Origin of the sequence: Segatella copri (genome assembly GCF_019249795.2) — a bacterium.
GTDB classification, from domain to species: Bacteria; Bacteroidota; Bacteroidia; order Bacteroidales; family Bacteroidaceae; genus Prevotella; species Prevotella copri_B.
In genome coordinates this window covers 52,120-67,098 of record NZ_CP156892.1, presented here as the reverse complement: position 1 = coordinate 67,098, position 14,979 = coordinate 52,120, and the positions used below count along the sequence as shown (strand labels likewise).

Genomic DNA, 14,979 nt, shown 5'->3' with positions numbered 1-14,979 from the left:
TTCCAAGGCATCTTTCCTTTCCCCAAAACGGTATATGATTCATCTCTTCCGAGGTTTGAATCTCCGGTAAAGTTTCCAAGCCAACAGTGCACCGTCGAATGCTCCTGCTCCCACCTGCAGCAAACTCTGCAGTCGCTTGCTAGGACTCGCATTGCGTGACAGGATTTCAGGTTTTGTGAAAAGCGAGTTCCATAAAGTCTGAATCTTGGCATCATCGGCATCAATTTCCTTGCGTATCGCCTCTTTTTTGAGTCGGATATCGTTTAAGGAATTATATTTTGTGATTTCTGAATGATTTGTCATGTTGCGAAAAGGAGGTTATTTTTCCATTAAGAGGCTGGCCAGAAATCTGACCAATGGTCTCTCGATCCACTTATGGCGGAAAATTACAAATAATATTAATATAAATAGGTATACTGCAGCAACAATGCAGAATCCGAAAGTCAGACTACCTATTAAGTCTGCCAATGCAAAAGCAGCGCCAAAGGATAGGTAAATGAGGGTAAGCGTAAGTAAGCCCAGGAGTACCACCGTCATGGTGATGACTGTAAGCAGGCGTACCACCTTATCCACAATATCGAGCTTCAGAAATTCGCTCTGAAGCCCGATGTAATGTTTAAGCACCTCAATGAGCTGCCCGATAGTTTCTACATTTTTATCGTTAGAGAACATCATGATAGGTGATGATTAAACCTCAGGAGCTGCGTCCTTGATATCGTCAACCAGATCATCAACGTCCTTACGGCTCAACTTGATGTCGTGCTTCTTGCAGAAATCGTCTACTGCACCTGCAATCTTACTACGTGTATCCTCACCCTTCTCAGGAGCGAAAATCAAACCGAGTGCTGTACCAGCGATAGCACCGCCGAGGAAAGCACCAATGTAACCTAATGTTTTCATATGCTATAAATTTTAAACGTTAAACGATTATATTCTTGTCATTTTCATTTGACGATGCAAATATACTAAATTCTCTTTAAAAAACAAGTCTTTTAGCCTTAATTTTTCATTAAAAATGTTTTAATAGCCTTATTTAACAAACTTTAGGCGGCATATTCTTCGTTTTTCGGGTATTTTTTTGTATTTTCGCAGAGTAAAAAACGCATAATGCGAAATTTATATTGAATGAACAACAATAATAAACAATAAAACGAATAAGAATTATGAAGAAAATTACAGTATTAAGCATGGGAATGTGCGCAGTTTTGGCGCTCGCAAGTTGTGGTACATCTAAGGAAAGTGCATACAAGAAGGCATATGAGAAGGCTCAGCAGCAGGAACAGCAGGCAGCTCAGGCTCCTGTTGCTCAGGAACCAGTTGTAGCTCCTCTCGAGACTCAGGCTCCTTCTGATGAGCAGACTGAGGTTGATAATGCTACTGTTCGTTCTGAGGATGTTTCTCTCATCTCAGGTTCTGGCTTGTCAAGCTATAGCGTAGTAGTTGGTTCTTTCTCTCTCAAGGCTAACGCTGAGGGATTGGCTAGTACATTGAAGAGCGCTGGCTACGATGCTCAGATCGCCCTGAACACAGAGCGTAACATGTATCGCGTGGTAGCTTCTACATTTGCTGATAAGGCTGCTGCTGTCAAGAGCCGCAATCAGCTTCGCGCTGGTGAGTATCCTGATGCTTGGTTACTCCTTAAGAAGTAATCTGATATTATATAAGGATAAGATATCCGTAGATTAATGCGAATTTTATCTATAGATTACGGTAAAAAACGTACCGGACTGGCTGTGACCGACCCATTGCAGATTATTGCCAATGGGTTGGCCACAGTTTCTACACATGAACTTTTCACTTATATCGAAACTTATATTCAGAAAGAACAGGTGGAGCGCATTGTTATCGGAAAACCGATGCAACCTAACGGGCAGCCAAGTGAAAACCTGGCAAGAGTAGAAAACTTCTACAACCGTTGGCGAAAGGCTCATCCTGAAATTCCAATTGAATATTATGACGAGAGATTTACATCAGTTCTGGCACATAGAGCCATGATAGATGGAGGTGTAAAGAAGAAGGTGAGAAAAGAAAATAAAGGATTGGTAGACGAGATAAGTGCTACCATCATATTACAGGATTATTTGCAATCAAGAAGATAATGATTTTACCGATTTATATTTATGGTCAGCCAGTGCTGAGAAAAGTGGCTGAAGATATTACACCTGATTATCCAGATCTCAAGGTGTTGATTAATAATATGTATGAAACCCTTGATTCCAGCAACGGCATTGGACTGGCTGCACCCCAGATAGGCTTGCCTATCCGCCTCGTTGTTATCGACCTGGATGTGCTCAGCGAGGATTTCCCTGAGTATAAAGGATTCCGTCATGCTTTCATCAATGCCCATATCCTAGAGCTCGATGAGGAAAATACCGACTCTTCTGAAGAGGGATGTCTTTCTATTCCTGGTATCAATGAGAAGGTGGTTCGTCCTACACGCATCCATGTAAAGTATATGGATGAGGATTTTAATGAACATGATGAGTGGATAGGGGGATATCTGGCTCGCGTGATGCAGCATGAATTCGACCATTTGGAGGGTACAATGTTTGTTGACCGTGTGTCTCCTCTTCGCAAGAACATGATAGCAGGTAAGCTCAAGAGTATCATCAAGGGCAATTTCCGTGCTGCCTATCGTACTAAGATACGTCGATAGTTCTTCCGAAAATATAGTAAGCTTCATGGTAATCGTGACGATTGGGCTTACTATATTTTTTATTCTACATTCAATAGGTTTTATTTCAGAGAGTTACGAACAGATGAAGAAGATTCTCTTGGTTCTTTTTATGGTAATGGGCACCATGTCGACTTCTGCCCAATATCGTGTAGACCGACTTGTTACGGCCGGTCGGAGTGCATTGTATTATGAGGATTTCGTCCTTTCAATCAAGTATTTTAATCTGGCTATCGGTGCCAAGCCTTATCTGTATGAGCCTTGGTATTACCGCAGTGTGGCAAAATTTAATCTGGATGACTTTACGGGTGCCGAAAGTGATGCCACCGAGGCGTTGCATCTCAATCCCTATATCAATGATATTTATGACTTGAGAGCCATCTGTCGCATCAGACAAAACAGGTTTGATGATGCGATAGCTGACTATAATGAGGCTATCAGACTTGAACCGCGCAACCGAAATTACTGGTTCAACCGGGCTATCTGCCAGATGGAAAACAAAAAGTATGAGGCGGCGCAGCAGGAACTGGATACCATCGTGGAAAAATGGAAAGACTGGTCGAATGCTTATTCGCTCAAGGCTGAAGTGTATCTGCATCAGAAAGATACCGTGCAGGCTGAGAAATGGCTAGACAAGAGTCTGCAGCTCAATCCGTATGATGGGGATGCCTGGACTACGCGTGCCTATATGGCGCTGGCTAGAAAGGAATGGAAAACGGCTGATGAGGCGCTGACCAAGAGTCTGCATTTCAAACCTAACAATGTCAACAGTTACATTAACCGTGCTTTGGCGCGTATCAATCTGAATAACCTCAGAGGGGCGATGAGCGATTATGACAATGCCCTTGATCTGGATCCGAACAATTTCCTGGCTCATTATAATAGAGGACTGATGCGTGTACAGTTGGGTGATGATAACCGTGCTATCACCGATTTCGACTTCATTATCAAGATGGAACCCCAGAACTTCATGGCTATCTTCAACCGAGCTCTATTGCATGATAAGACCGGTAATCTGAGAGCTGCCATCAAGGATTATACTAAGGTTATCAACCAGTTCCCTAACTTCTGGACCGGTTTGTCTAACCGTGCCAGCTGTTACCGGCGCCTGGGCATGACAGCCAAGGCAGAGATGGATGAATTCCGTATCTTCAAGGCGCAGATGAACAAGCATATCGGAATCCAGCCGAGATGGAGCGCAAAGACCAAGAAGGAGATGCGTAAGCGCTCTGAGGTTGACCCGAATAAGTTTGCTTCGCTGGTAGTAGATGACGAACCGAAGTATGAACACAACTATAAGAGCGAGTATCGTGGTAAGGTTCAGAACCGTCAGGTAGAAACCGCCTTCCTGCCGATGTATCAGCTCTCTTATTTCCCAAACAATCAGAATGTAAATGGAGTTCAGGCTTATGACAAGGAGGTTGATGCGCTCAATCAGCATACCAAGGCAGACAAGGTTTATATCGTTTGCAGTAAGGAACAGCTCGATGAGAATGGTTCTATGAAGATATTCTCGATGATTGATAAACTTTCGGCAGAGTTGAGTGTGGCGAGCGATAATGAAACCAGAAAACGTCTCCTGATGCGCAGGGCCATCGCTCATAGTGTACTTCGTGATTTTGAGGCTGCCATCAGTGATTTCACCTATTATATCTCGCTCGATGACAAGAACTCTTTGGCTTACTGGCAGCGTGCTGTCTGCCAGGCTGAGATGGATGAATTTAACAAGGCTGAGGGCAAGGGTGTTCTGAACATCCATTCTGCCGAGGCTGATTTCAGTGATGCCATTCGCCAGAACAGCAACAATGCTTACATCTATTATAATAGAGGTAATCTTCATGCAGGCAGAAACGAACTTTCAAAAGCAATAGATGATTATACCATTGCCTTGAGAATTGATAACCGCCTTGCAGAGGCTTATTATAATAGAGGTATAGCACGAGCCAAGAGTGGCAATAAGCAGACTGCCATCCAGGATCTTTCAAAGGCAGGAGAACTTGGTTTGTATGATGCCTATTCTGTGATCAAGCGCTTGAATAAGTCGAAATAAAAAAATCCCGCAGATTTTCTCTGCGGGATTTTTTTTCTGTATTTCTGTATTCCGGTTTTATATTCTCGTTACCTGCTTAACGCCCTTCACGGCGCTCAGTTTCTTGATGAGTGCATCGGTCTTGCCAGCATCATCAATCATTACGGTAACATTGCCAGAGAAGAGACCATCCTTGGAAGAGATGTTGATGCCTCGCATGATGAGTTTGTCTTCCTTGGAAATGATGTTGGTGATGTTGCTCACGATACCGATATCGTCGTTTCCGATGATGCGGAGCGTGATGGCATACTTGGATGTTCCCTTGCCGCTCCATTTCGCCTTCACGATGCGGTAACCGAAACGGCGGCGCAGTTCCTTGGCGTTAGGACAATCCATGCGATGTACCTTGATACCCTTGCTGATGGTAACGAATCCGAAGATTGGGTCGCCGTAGATAGGGTGGCAGCAATGAGCCAGTTCGAAATCGATGCCCTTGAGGTGCTCATCGATAACCAGCACATCGTCGCTCTGTTTCATCAGTTCCTCGGTAGGATTCTCAAACTCAAAATTCTCTGCACTTTCTGCAGGCTTGTTGGTATTGGCGAGGTTCAGGTCGTGGTCGCGCTCCTCTATGTATCTCTCGATGATGCTGTTCACGTCGATTTTCTCTTCGGCTACATCCTTATAGAAGTCTGAGTTCTCCTTATATCCCATTTTCTTGATGATGCGCGCCATGATGCTCTCATCAATTTCCAGTTTCCTGTTCTTGAATCGGCGCTCCAGAAGTTCCTTGGCATAGAGACCGTCCTTCTTCTGGGTTTCCTTCAACGCTAGACGAATCTTGGCTTTAGCCTTGGATGTCTGCACGATGTTGAGCCATTCGCGGCGTGGCTTCTGGTTGCTCTGTGTGAGGATTTCTACCTGATCTCCCGAATGGAGTTCCTGTCGGAAGGTGACGGCTCTTCCGTTAATCTTTCCGCCCACACAGGTATTGCCGATGCGGGAGTGGATATAGTAGGCAAAGTCGAGTACCGTAGCTCCCTTCTGGAAGTTCAGCAGGTCGCCCTTTGGAGTGAACACGTATACTTCGTCTTCCTTCAGGTCGGTGGTAAACTGGTCCATCAGCTGCAGATCATCGTTGTTTTCGAGGGCAGCACGGATATTGGCAAGCCATTCGTCGATACCGCCTTCTCCCTGCTTAATACCCTTGTAGCGCCAGTGGGCAGCGAGTCCGTGCTCTGCAATATCGTCCATGCGCTCGGTTCTGATCTGTACCTCTACCCATTTGTTTTCAGGACCCAGTACAGTGGTATGCAGACTTTCATAACCGTTGCTCTTAGGCACGCTGAGCCAGTCGCGCATACGCTTTGGGTTTGGCTGATACATGTCGGTGATGAGGGCAAAGGCCTGCCAGCACTGCATATACTCTTTCTCTCTTGGTGCATCGAGGATAATACGGATGGCAAAGAGATCGTATACACCCTCAAAGGCGCACTTCTGCTTCTTCATCTTCTGCCAGATAGAGTGGATACTCTTGGTGCGGCCCTTCATGTGATATTTCAGACCGGCAGCATCGAGCTTTTCCTGGATTGGCTGGATGAAGCGGGCGATATAGGCATCGCGCGAAGCCTTGGTGGCGTTCAGTTTGTCCTTTATCATATAGTAGGCGTCGTGCTCGAGATACTTCAGACTAAGGTCTTCCAGTTCGCTCTTCAGTTTGTAGAGTCCCAGTTTGTGGGCGAGTGGGGCATAGAGGTAGCTTGCCTCTTCGCTTACTTCATGCTTTGCCTCTTTCTGTTCGGTATCGCGAATCTGTCGCATCACGTTCACGCGGTCGGCAATCATGATGAGGATGACGCGCATATCCTCAGAGAATGAGATAAGCAGATTTCTGAAGTTCTCGCTCTCTATGATAGGGTTGCGCTTATATAAATCGTGGATGCGAAGCAGACCACTGATAATGTGGGCTACGCTATCTCCGTATTTCTTCTGTATCTCTTCGATGGTCTGATAGCCATCGATGACGCTGGTCTGCATCAGGATGGCGATGATGCCATCTCGTTTCAGACCGATTTCGTTTACTGCGATTTCTGCGGTTTGCAGGGCAGCAAGTATTGGATTCATTCCGAAGACATTGCGCTTAATCTGATGGTTGATGAAGGCATGCTGTATGTCTTCACGCAGATGCTGCTCATCGCCTGGCTTGAATGTATCGCCCACGGCGGTTCTCAGGCGCTCTAGTATCTGGAGTGTCTGTTCCTTTTCTTCGGATGTGAATTTAAAAGGTGTTTCGTTCATTGTCGTTCCCTCCTGCTGATGATATATTTATTGAGTCATTATAGCTCATCTATCCATTTCTGACCAGATTTGGTGTTGAGCCAGATGGCAAAGCTGCTGCTAATAATTAGCCCCAGCGAAAAAATAAACATTAATCCATCCATAATAATATTATTTATCGTTATACTTCATAATTCTATTAGCGCAATATGCAATGATAATTGCAGATAGCGTTCCAATGAACAAACAAAGTAAATTGTATATGTTCAATTCTTGGTTTGTTACTAATGGCGATAAACCGCCAATTCCTACACCACTTAAAAATAATGTAGATACCCCATAGAGGTAATGTGATAGCCCCGACCTTCTGTCGTGCTCTTTTGATAATTTACTAACCATGTTGCAATATTCTATTTTAAATTTGACAAACAATGGCGATTCGGCGTTAAAAAACGCCTACTTCGTTAAATTTTCAATGCAAAGGTACAAAAAAAAGCGGAAATATTTCTGATTATCAGAAAAAACTATTATCTTTGTAGCACATATAGTGTAAATTTAACATAAATATGGTATTATGAATCAGCAAGATCTAAACCAAATCTCTGCGCGCGGTATCTCCGAGCAGCAGATTGAACACCAGTTGGAACAAATCAAGAATGGTTTCCCATTCCTCAAACTCGAGGGTGCGGCTGCCATCGGTAAGGGTATCATGGCTCCTACAGCTCAGGAAGTAGAGGACTACGAGAAGGCGTGGAACGACTACAAGGCTGAGGGGCACAAGATTGTGAAGTTCGTACCTGCTTCAGGTGCGGCAAGCCGCATGTTCAAGAACATGTTTGCATTCCTCGATGCTCCATACGATGTTCCTACTACTGACTTCGAAAAACAATTCTTCGAGAATATTAAGAAGTTTGCTTTCCGCAAGGCACTCTGCGATAAGTGCCATGTAAACAACGAGAAGGGCATTATGTGCCTTATCAAGAAGGGTGATTACAAGGCTGTTGTGGCTAATCTCCTCAAGCCAGAGGGATTGAACTACGGACAGTTGCCTAAGGGATTGCTCCAGTTCCACGAGTATGAGGACGAGGTTCGCACCCCAATGGAGGAGCACCTGGTTGAGGCTGCGCTCTATGCTAGCAGCAACGGCGAGGCAAACGTTCATTTCACCGTTTCTCACGACCACCTGGAACTCTTCAAGCAGATGGTAGCCGAGAAGGCAGATAAGTATGCACAGCACTACGGCATCAAGTACAACATCTCATTCTCAGAGCAGAAGCCTAGCACCGATACCATCGCTGCCAATCCAGACAATACTCCTTTCCGCAATGAGGATGGCTCTTTGCTGTTCCGTCCGGGCGGTCATGGTGCACTCATCGAGAACCTCAACGAGATTGATGCTGATGTGGTATTCATCAAGAATATTGACAATGTGGTTCCTGATCGCCTGAAGGCTGAGACTGTTACCTGGAAGCAGGTGATTGCAGGTGTATTGGTTACTTTGCAGAAGCAGGCTTTCGATTATCTGAAGGTTTTGGATTCTGGTCAGTACAACCATGAGAAGCTGGAGGAGATTATCCGCTTCGTTCAGCGCGACCTCTGCTGTCGTAAGGCTGATATCAAGGAGCTGGAGGATGCCGAACTGGTTATCTATCTGCGTAAGAAGTTGAACCGTCCTATGCGTGTCTGCGGTGTCGTTAAGAACGTGGGCGAGCCTGGTGGTGGTCCATTCCTTACCTATAATCAGGATGGCACGGTAAGCCTTCAGATTTTGGAGAGCTCTCAGATTGACAAGAATAACGAGGAGTATATGAAGATGTTCACCGAGGGTACTCACTTCAACCCGGTAGATCTCGTCTGCGCGACCAAGGATTACCAGGGCAATGCCTTCGATCTTCCTAAGTTCGTTGATCCATCTACCGGTTTCATCTCCAGCAAGAGTAAGAATGGTAAGGATTTGAAGGCACTCGAGTTGCCAGGTCTCTGGAATGGTGCGATGAGTGACTGGAATACAGTATTTGTAGAGGTTCCTCTCGGTACATTCAACCCAGTGAAGACCGTGAACGATCTGCTCCGCGACCAGCATCAGGCTGTAGAGGGTGGTATCAAGCACGAGCATCATCACGAACACGGAGAGGGCGGCTGCTGTGGTAAGCACTAATATCCGATTCCGTATATCTCGATGGTAAGATATAAACACAATAAAGGCTCAGCTCCCGATTTTATTCGAGGATTGAGCCTTTATCATTGAGCTAATAATGTGTCTGCTAAAAATTATAAGATGTTCTGAATCAAATAAAAATAGCCTCTTGTTTCAAGTCTGCTAAAGGAAAAACTATCGGTTACAAAGGATAGGAATCCTTAGCAGGAAGTTCTTAGTTGTACCAAATTTCTCCGCCTAATACTGTTGGATACTCTTCAGCTGTTGCTCTTTCTACAGGAGCCGCAATTTCTACGAACTCACCATACTCCTTTACCTTGTTAATGTTCATAATTTGTTGGTTTTGTTGATTTATTAATTTATATTACGGATTGGTATCTAATAAGGATACTGATCTTTTACTTTTTTTCTACGCTGCAAAGTTACACAAAAAATGATATGCAAAAAGTTTTTTGGCAAAAAAACTGTCAATATTTAACCTTCGTTAAATGTTTTCTGCATATTTCCTGTAATACTATTCGGTTTTGTAGGGTAATTTTCTTTGTTTCGCTAAATGACTCATAATGAGCAAGTAAATGACAGTTTGCCAATCTGTAGTTTAATCGTATACACTATCGGGAGACTGTCATTTACTTCATTATATGGATGAAGATTTCACCTTATACTATATAGAGATTTCGCCCGCCAGGGATTCGGTCAGTTTTTCTCTTACCTTTTTGTTATCTGCATATCTTCCCTGCAGATACATCATCTTGGTGACCATAGCCTCTACCGTAGAATCGTATCCGCTTATCACATGAGCTGCTTTCAACTGGAAGCCGGCTCCGTAGCGTTCCATCTCTACACTGCCCGTAAGACATTGGCTGATATTCACGATGTTTACTCCGCGATGGGCAGCCTGATCCAGAAGACGCATGATCCATGGCGTGTGAGGAGCATTGCCTGAACCGAAAGTACGCATCACGATGCCGCGGAGGTCTGGTGATTCCATCACGTGGCGCACAATGTTATCCTGGATACCCGGGAAGAGACTGAACACGATGACGTTCGGATCGAGCTTCAGGTGTGGAACCATTGGCTTTCTGTAATCCGGCGTAAGAATGTGATGGTCGTGATATTGGAAATTGATTCCTACATCGCAGAGGTGAGGGTAGTTGAATGATTCGAAAGCATGAAATCCCTCGGCATTGATCTTGATGGCACGGTTACCGCGAATCAGCTTGCCGTTGAAAAAGATGCATACCTCGGGCACCATAGGGCGTCCTTCAGCATTCTTGGCAGAAGCAATCTCTATGGCTGTCATCAGATTCTCCTTGCCGTCGGTTCGCAATTCACCGATAGGCAGCTGGCTACCTGTCAATATTACAGGCTTGGTCAGATTCTCAAGCATGAAAGATAGGGCAGACGAAGTGTAAGCCATAGTATCAGTGCCATGAAGGATTACGAATCCGTCATAGTTGTTGTAGTTGTTGGATATCATGCTTACGATTTCTGCCCAGCGCATTGGATCCATGTCGCTGGAATCGATAGGTGGGTCGAATTTTCGCACATCGATTTCTGCCTGAATGAGCTTGAATTCGGGCATGGAAGAAACGAGGTGATTGAAATCAAGAGGTTCCAGTACACCTGTCATCGGGTCCTTTCCCATACCGATGGTACCACCGGTATAGATGATGAGAATCTTTGGTTTTGCCATTTTCTATGTTTCTTTACATTTTGTCACGTTATCGGATGCAAAGATAATGAAAATATTTGTTTCTCCAAAACTTATTGGCTAAAAATGTATCTGAATTTTACAAAGTGTTACGAAATATTGGTAGAAAAGCAGATGAAAACTTCAATATCTCAGCATTTTCGGTCTTAAAAGCCCTTAATATAAAGAGGTGTTAGCAAAGTTTAGCAAAATAAATGCATTTTTATTCGCTTGTTACAAAAAGAAATCGTACTTTTGCAGACGATTTAATAAAAATACTAAGTTGTTATGGTAAAAATCACATTCCCAGACGGATCTGTTCGTGAGTATGAACAGGGCGTAACTGGCTTACAAATCGCCGAGAGCATCTCACCGGCTCTCGCTCGCAACGTTGTATCTTGCGGTGTTAATGGTGAGACAGTAGAGTTGAACCGTCCTATCGATGAGGATGCAAATGTAGAACTCTACAAGTTTGAGGATGAGCAGGGTAAGCACACATTCTGGCATACATCTGCCCACTTGTTGGCTGAGGCTCTTCAGGAGCTTTACCCAGGCATCCAGTTCGGTTTCGGTCCAGCCGTAGAGAGTGGTTTCTTCTACGACGTGATGCCAGCCGAGGGTCAGGTGATCTCAGAGAATGATTTCGCCAAGATTGAGGCTAAGATGATGGAACTTGCCAAAAAGAACGAACCTGTGGTTCGCAAGGAGGTGGCTAAGGCTGATGCTCTCGCTGAGTTCAAGGCTGACGGTCAGACTTACAAGTGCGAGCATATTGAGCAGGACTTGGAGGATGGTACCATCACCACATATACCCAGGGCAATTTCACCGACCTCTGTCGTGGTCCTCACTTGATGAACACTGGCCTTATCAAGGCTGTGAAGATTACAAGTGTGGCTGGTGCATTCTGGCGCGGTGATGCCAAGCGCGAGCAGATGACCCGTATCTACGGTATCAGCTTCCCTAAGAAGAAGATGCTCGATGAGTACTTGGTAATTCTCGAAGAGGCTAAGAAGCGTGACCACCGTAAGATCGGTAAGGAGATGGAACTCTTCATGTTCTCAGAGCGTGTAGGTAAGGGTCTCCCTATCTGGTTGCCAAAGGGTACACAGCTCCGCCTGCGTCTGCAGGAGTTGCTTCGTTCTCTCCTGAAGCCTTACAACTATCAGGAGGTTATCTGCCCAGGTATCGGTGGCAAGAGTCTCTATGTAACATCTGGTCACTATGCTCACTATGGCAAGGATGCATTCCAGCCTATCCAGACTCCTGAGGAGGATGAGGAGTATATGCTCAAGCCAATGAACTGTCCTCACCACTGCGAGGTCTACGCTCGCAAGCCTCGTTCTTACAAGGATCTTCCTTTGCGTATTGCTGAGTTCGGTACCGTATTCCGCTATGAGAAGAGCGGTGAGCTCCACGGTTTGACTCGTGTTCGTACATTTACACAGGATGATGCCCACATTTTCGTTCGTCCAGAGCAGGTAAAGGCTGAGTTCGAGAATGTAATCGACGTAATCCTGAAAGTATTCAAGATCTTCGGTTTTGAGAACTACGAGGCACAGATTTCTCTCCGCGATCCTAAGGATACAGAGAAGTATATCGGTTCTGATGAGATTTGGGAAGAGAGCGAGAACGCTATCCGCGAGGCTTGCAAGGAGAAGGGCCTTGAGACACGCGAGGAGGTTGGCGAGGCTGCCTTCTATGGTCCTAAGCTCGACTTCATGGTAAAGGATGCCATCGGTCGTCGTTGGCAGTTGGGTACCATCCAGGTGGACTACAACTTGCCAGAGCGTTTCAAGTTGGAGTATACAGCCGAGGATAACTCAAAGAAGACTCCTGTGATGATTCACCGTGCACCATTCGGTTCACTGGAGCGATTCACAGCCGTTCTCATCGAGCATACCGCCGGTCACTTCCCATTGTGGTTGACTCCAGACCAGGTTGCAATTCTTCCTATCTCTGAGAAGTTTAACGATTATGCTCAGAAGGTACGTCAGTATCTTGACAAGCAGGGTGTACGTGCTTTGGTTGATGACCGTAATGAGAAGATTGGCCGCAAGATTCGCGACAACGAGTTGAAGCGTGTTCCTTACATGGTCATCGTTGGTGAGAAGGAGAGTGCCGAGGGCTTGGTATCTATGCGTAAGCAGGGTGGTGGCGAACAGGCTACCATGAGCATGGAAGAGTTCGCTCAGCGCATCAATGCCGAGGTTGCAGAGCAGCTGAAGGCAGCTGAGGAGTAATCCCGCAGATTGATATTTTCTAATCTCCCGCAGATTTCACAGATTTACACAGATTTTTTCTGTTGAGGGCTCTGTCCCACAGATTTTTTGTGTTGAGGGTTTAGTCCCACAGATTTCACAGATTTACACAGATTTTTGTGTGTTCTGTTGAATATCTGTAACAACTGTGACGTCTGTGGGAGTTTTTTTTTGTTAAGGAGGATTTTAAAATCGTTTGGTTATGACAGAAAATGAGATATCTTATAAGATCATTGGAGCTATTTATAAGGTTTATAATGAATTGGGACCAGGTTTACTTGAGTCGGTTTATGAAGCAGCTCTGTGCTATCAGTTGCGCAAAGATGGACTTAGGGTAGAGAATCAGGTAAAGTTGGATGTCATGTATGATGGTAAGGTTTTGCCTGTAGATTTCCGTCTGGATATTCTTGTAGAAGATAAAGTCATAGTCGAACTGAAGTCTGTGACAGAAATGAAAGATGTCTTTCATAAGCAATTGCTTACGTATTTGCGTGTGGCGAAGAAGCATCTTGGAATATTGGTCAATTTTTCCACCACAGATATACGAAAATCAATCTTCCGTAAAGTCAATGGATATACTCCCATGGATTGAAAGCTTTTCTTAGTCCCCACTGATTTATTGTTTTCTTAAGTCCCACAGATTTCACAGATTTTTACAGATTTAGTTTCTTTATCATAAAGATCTGTGTTAATCTGTGAAATCTGTGGGACTAAAATATATCAATTTGCGGGATTAAATATATCAATTTGCGGGATTAAATATATCAATCTGTGGGGGTAAAACATTAAATCCATTAGAAAAACAAAGAATCTGCGGGCAAAAATGAAAATAACCCACTGAAAATTTGGTGGTTTCACAAAATAATCGTAACTTTGCAGCCGTTTAATCAAAAAGACAAAAAAGAATATATCGAATAGTTAATGAAAAATGACAAAATGAAAAATCAGTACCGCGTAAACGAACAGATTCGTGCACGCGACGTGAGAGTAGTGAGTGATGGTGGAGCAGAAGTGATGCCAGCACGTAAGGCGTTGGAGTTGGCTCGTCAGCAAGAGCTTGACTTAGTCGAGATATCTCCTAATGCGCAACCACCAGTTTGCCGTATAGTTGACTATTCTAAATTCCTTTACCAGCAGAAAAAGCATGCAAAGGAAATGAAGCAGAAGCAGGTAAAGGTGGAGACCAAGGAAATCCGTTTCGGACCTCAGACCGATGAGCACGACTATCAGTTCAAGCTCAAGCACGCTATGGAGTTCCTCAACGAGGGTAACAAGGTTCGTGCATACGTTTTCTTCCGTGGTCGCTCTATTCTCTTCAAGGAGCAGGGTGAGGTTCTTCTTCTCCGTTTCGCCAATGATTTGGAAGAGTACGGAAAGGTGGAGCAGATGCCAAAGCTTGAAGGTAAGAAGATGTTCCTCTACATGAGTCCTAAGAAGGCTGGTACTGCAAAGAAGAGCCAGCAGAAGATGGACCGTGAGAAGCGAGAGGCTGAAGCTAAGGCTGCTGCAGATGCTGAGCGCGCTGCTAATGCTGAGAAGAATGGCTTGCTCGCCAATGCTAAAGGCGGCGATGCTCTGAAGAAACTTGCAGAAGGAACAGAGGATTAAGAAAAAAAAGATGCGTAACGCCCTGGTATATGCGTTGCCATCGCTATAATAAATAACAATTTAAAATTAAAAGTAAAAATGCCAAAAGTAAAGACTAATTCCGGCGCAAAGAAGAGATTCCGTTTCACCGGTACAGGTAAGATTAAGCGTCATCACGCTTTTCACAGTCACATCTTGACTAAGAAGACAAAGAAGCAGAAGAGAAATCTCCTTGGTGAGACTCTCGTAGACCGTTCAAACTTGAAGCAGGTTCGCGACTTGCTCTGCCTCCGTTAATTATT

Annotated in this window: 14 protein-coding genes; 9 read left to right on the top strand and 5 right to left on the bottom strand. The window is 44.7% G+C overall.

What is annotated here, in order from left to right:
* Nucleotides 1-39: 39 nt before the first annotated feature.
* The 3 genes from KUA48_RS13280 to KUA48_RS13270 are packed head-to-tail and all read right to left on the bottom strand — an operon-like array spanning nt 40 to nt 900.
* The gene (locus KUA48_RS13280; protein WP_118253572.1) at nt 40-303 is read right to left on the bottom strand and encodes a hypothetical protein; all 264 of its coding nucleotides are present in this window, start codon (nt 301-303) and stop codon (nt 40-42) included.
* A 15-nt stretch (nt 304-318) separates the two neighbouring features.
* A complete protein-coding gene (locus tag KUA48_RS13275) occupies nt 319-672 on the bottom strand; it encodes a phage holin family protein (protein ID WP_118079144.1) in 354 nt (117 codons plus the stop codon).
* Nucleotides 673-687: 15 nt separating this feature from the next.
* A complete protein-coding gene (locus KUA48_RS13270) occupies nt 688-900 on the bottom strand; it encodes a YtxH domain-containing protein (RefSeq protein ID WP_006846877.1) in 213 nt (70 codons plus the stop codon).
* A gap of 263 nt (nt 901-1,163) precedes the next feature.
* Between KUA48_RS13270 and KUA48_RS13265 the strand changes: the two genes are divergently transcribed.
* The 4 genes from KUA48_RS13265 (at nt 1,164) to KUA48_RS13250 (ending at nt 4,724) form a co-directional block, all read left to right on the top strand.
* The gene (locus KUA48_RS13265; protein ID WP_118151880.1) at nt 1,164-1,649 is read left to right on the top strand and encodes an SPOR domain-containing protein; all 486 of its coding nucleotides are present in this window, start codon (nt 1,164-1,166) and stop codon (nt 1,647-1,649) included.
* Between the two features lie 36 nt (nt 1,650-1,685).
* Nucleotides 1,686-2,099, top strand: a complete 414-nt coding sequence (gene ruvX / locus KUA48_RS13260; protein ID WP_006846875.1) for a Holliday junction resolvase RuvX — start codon at nt 1,686-1,688, stop codon at nt 2,097-2,099.
* Nucleotides 2,099-2,656, top strand: coding sequence for a peptide deformylase (def, locus tag KUA48_RS13255; protein ID WP_118151875.1), 558 nt, complete (start codon nt 2,099-2,101; stop codon nt 2,654-2,656). The genes ruvX and def overlap by 1 nt, the downstream gene beginning before the upstream one ends.
* Before the next feature lie 103 nt (nt 2,657-2,759).
* The gene (locus KUA48_RS13250) at nt 2,760-4,724 is read left to right on the top strand and encodes a tetratricopeptide repeat protein (RefSeq protein WP_153079220.1); all 1,965 of its coding nucleotides are present in this window, start codon (nt 2,760-2,762) and stop codon (nt 4,722-4,724) included.
* A gap of 57 nt (nt 4,725-4,781) precedes the next feature.
* Here the strand turns inward: KUA48_RS13250 and KUA48_RS13245 are convergent, their stop codons facing one another.
* Entirely contained in the window at nt 4,782-7,001 is a 2,220-nt protein-coding gene (locus KUA48_RS13245; protein ID WP_118253579.1) for a bifunctional (p)ppGpp synthetase/guanosine-3',5'-bis(diphosphate) 3'-pyrophosphohydrolase, read from the bottom strand.
* A 553-nt stretch (nt 7,002-7,554) separates the two neighbouring features.
* On the opposite strand from KUA48_RS13245, the gene KUA48_RS13240 reads away from it, so the two are divergent.
* The gene (locus KUA48_RS13240; protein ID WP_218431786.1) at nt 7,555-9,138 is read left to right on the top strand and encodes a DUF4301 family protein; all 1,584 of its coding nucleotides are present in this window, start codon (nt 7,555-7,557) and stop codon (nt 9,136-9,138) included.
* A gap of 664 nt (nt 9,139-9,802) precedes the next feature.
* Here KUA48_RS13240 and KUA48_RS13235 read toward each other — a convergent pair.
* On the bottom strand, nt 9,803-10,834 hold the full coding sequence (locus KUA48_RS13235; protein WP_118201045.1) for an asparaginase: 1,032 nt from the start codon (nt 10,832-10,834) through the stop codon (nt 9,803-9,805).
* A 285-nt stretch (nt 10,835-11,119) separates the two neighbouring features.
* Here KUA48_RS13235 and thrS point away from each other — a divergent pair, with 285 nt between their 5' ends.
* From thrS to rpmI, 4 genes are all read left to right on the top strand, one after another.
* Entirely contained in the window at nt 11,120-13,072 is a 1,953-nt protein-coding gene (thrS, locus tag KUA48_RS13230) for a threonine--tRNA ligase (protein WP_153087090.1), read from the top strand.
* A gap of 220 nt (nt 13,073-13,292) precedes the next feature.
* Nucleotides 13,293-13,682 (top strand): GxxExxY protein, encoded by a 390-nt coding sequence (locus tag KUA48_RS13225; RefSeq protein ID WP_153073347.1) that lies wholly within the window; start codon nt 13,293-13,295, stop codon nt 13,680-13,682.
* A gap of 329 nt (nt 13,683-14,011) precedes the next feature.
* Nucleotides 14,012-14,698: a translation initiation factor IF-3 gene (gene infC, locus KUA48_RS13220; protein WP_117692814.1), complete on the top strand. Its 687-nt coding sequence runs from the start codon at nt 14,012-14,014 to the stop codon at nt 14,696-14,698.
* A gap of 78 nt (nt 14,699-14,776) precedes the next feature.
* Entirely contained in the window at nt 14,777-14,974 is a 198-nt protein-coding gene (rpmI, locus tag KUA48_RS13215) for a 50S ribosomal protein L35 (protein ID WP_006846865.1), read from the top strand.
* The last annotated feature ends 5 nt before the right edge of the window (nt 14,975-14,979 follow it).

Coding starts and splice junctions, on each gene's coding strand:
- KUA48_RS13280 (WP_118253572.1), bottom strand. CDS start 303: ATGACAAATCATTCAGAAATCACAAAATATAATTCCTTAAACGATATC.
- KUA48_RS13275 (WP_118079144.1), bottom strand. CDS start 672: ATGTTCTCTAACGATAAAAATGTAGAAACTATCGGGCAGCTCATTGAG.
- KUA48_RS13270 (WP_006846877.1), bottom strand. CDS start 900: ATGAAAACATTAGGTTACATTGGTGCTTTCCTCGGCGGTGCTATCGCT.
- KUA48_RS13265 (WP_118151880.1), top strand. CDS start 1,164: ATGAAGAAAATTACAGTATTAAGCATGGGAATGTGCGCAGTTTTGGCG.
- ruvX (WP_006846875.1), top strand. CDS start 1,686: ATGCGAATTTTATCTATAGATTACGGTAAAAAACGTACCGGACTGGCT.
- def (WP_118151875.1), top strand. CDS start 2,099: ATGATTTTACCGATTTATATTTATGGTCAGCCAGTGCTGAGAAAAGTG.
- KUA48_RS13250 (WP_153079220.1), top strand. CDS start 2,760: ATGAAGAAGATTCTCTTGGTTCTTTTTATGGTAATGGGCACCATGTCG.
- KUA48_RS13245 (WP_118253579.1), bottom strand. CDS start 7,001: ATGAACGAAACACCTTTTAAATTCACATCCGAAGAAAAGGAACAGACA.
- KUA48_RS13240 (WP_218431786.1), top strand. CDS start 7,555: ATGAATCAGCAAGATCTAAACCAAATCTCTGCGCGCGGTATCTCCGAG.
- KUA48_RS13235 (WP_118201045.1), bottom strand. CDS start 10,834: ATGGCAAAACCAAAGATTCTCATCATCTATACCGGTGGTACCATCGGT.
- thrS (WP_153087090.1), top strand. CDS start 11,120: ATGGTAAAAATCACATTCCCAGACGGATCTGTTCGTGAGTATGAACAG.
- KUA48_RS13225 (WP_153073347.1), top strand. CDS start 13,293: ATGACAGAAAATGAGATATCTTATAAGATCATTGGAGCTATTTATAAG.
- infC (WP_117692814.1), top strand. CDS start 14,012: ATGAAAAATGACAAAATGAAAAATCAGTACCGCGTAAACGAACAGATT.
- rpmI (WP_006846865.1), top strand. CDS start 14,777: ATGCCAAAAGTAAAGACTAATTCCGGCGCAAAGAAGAGATTCCGTTTC.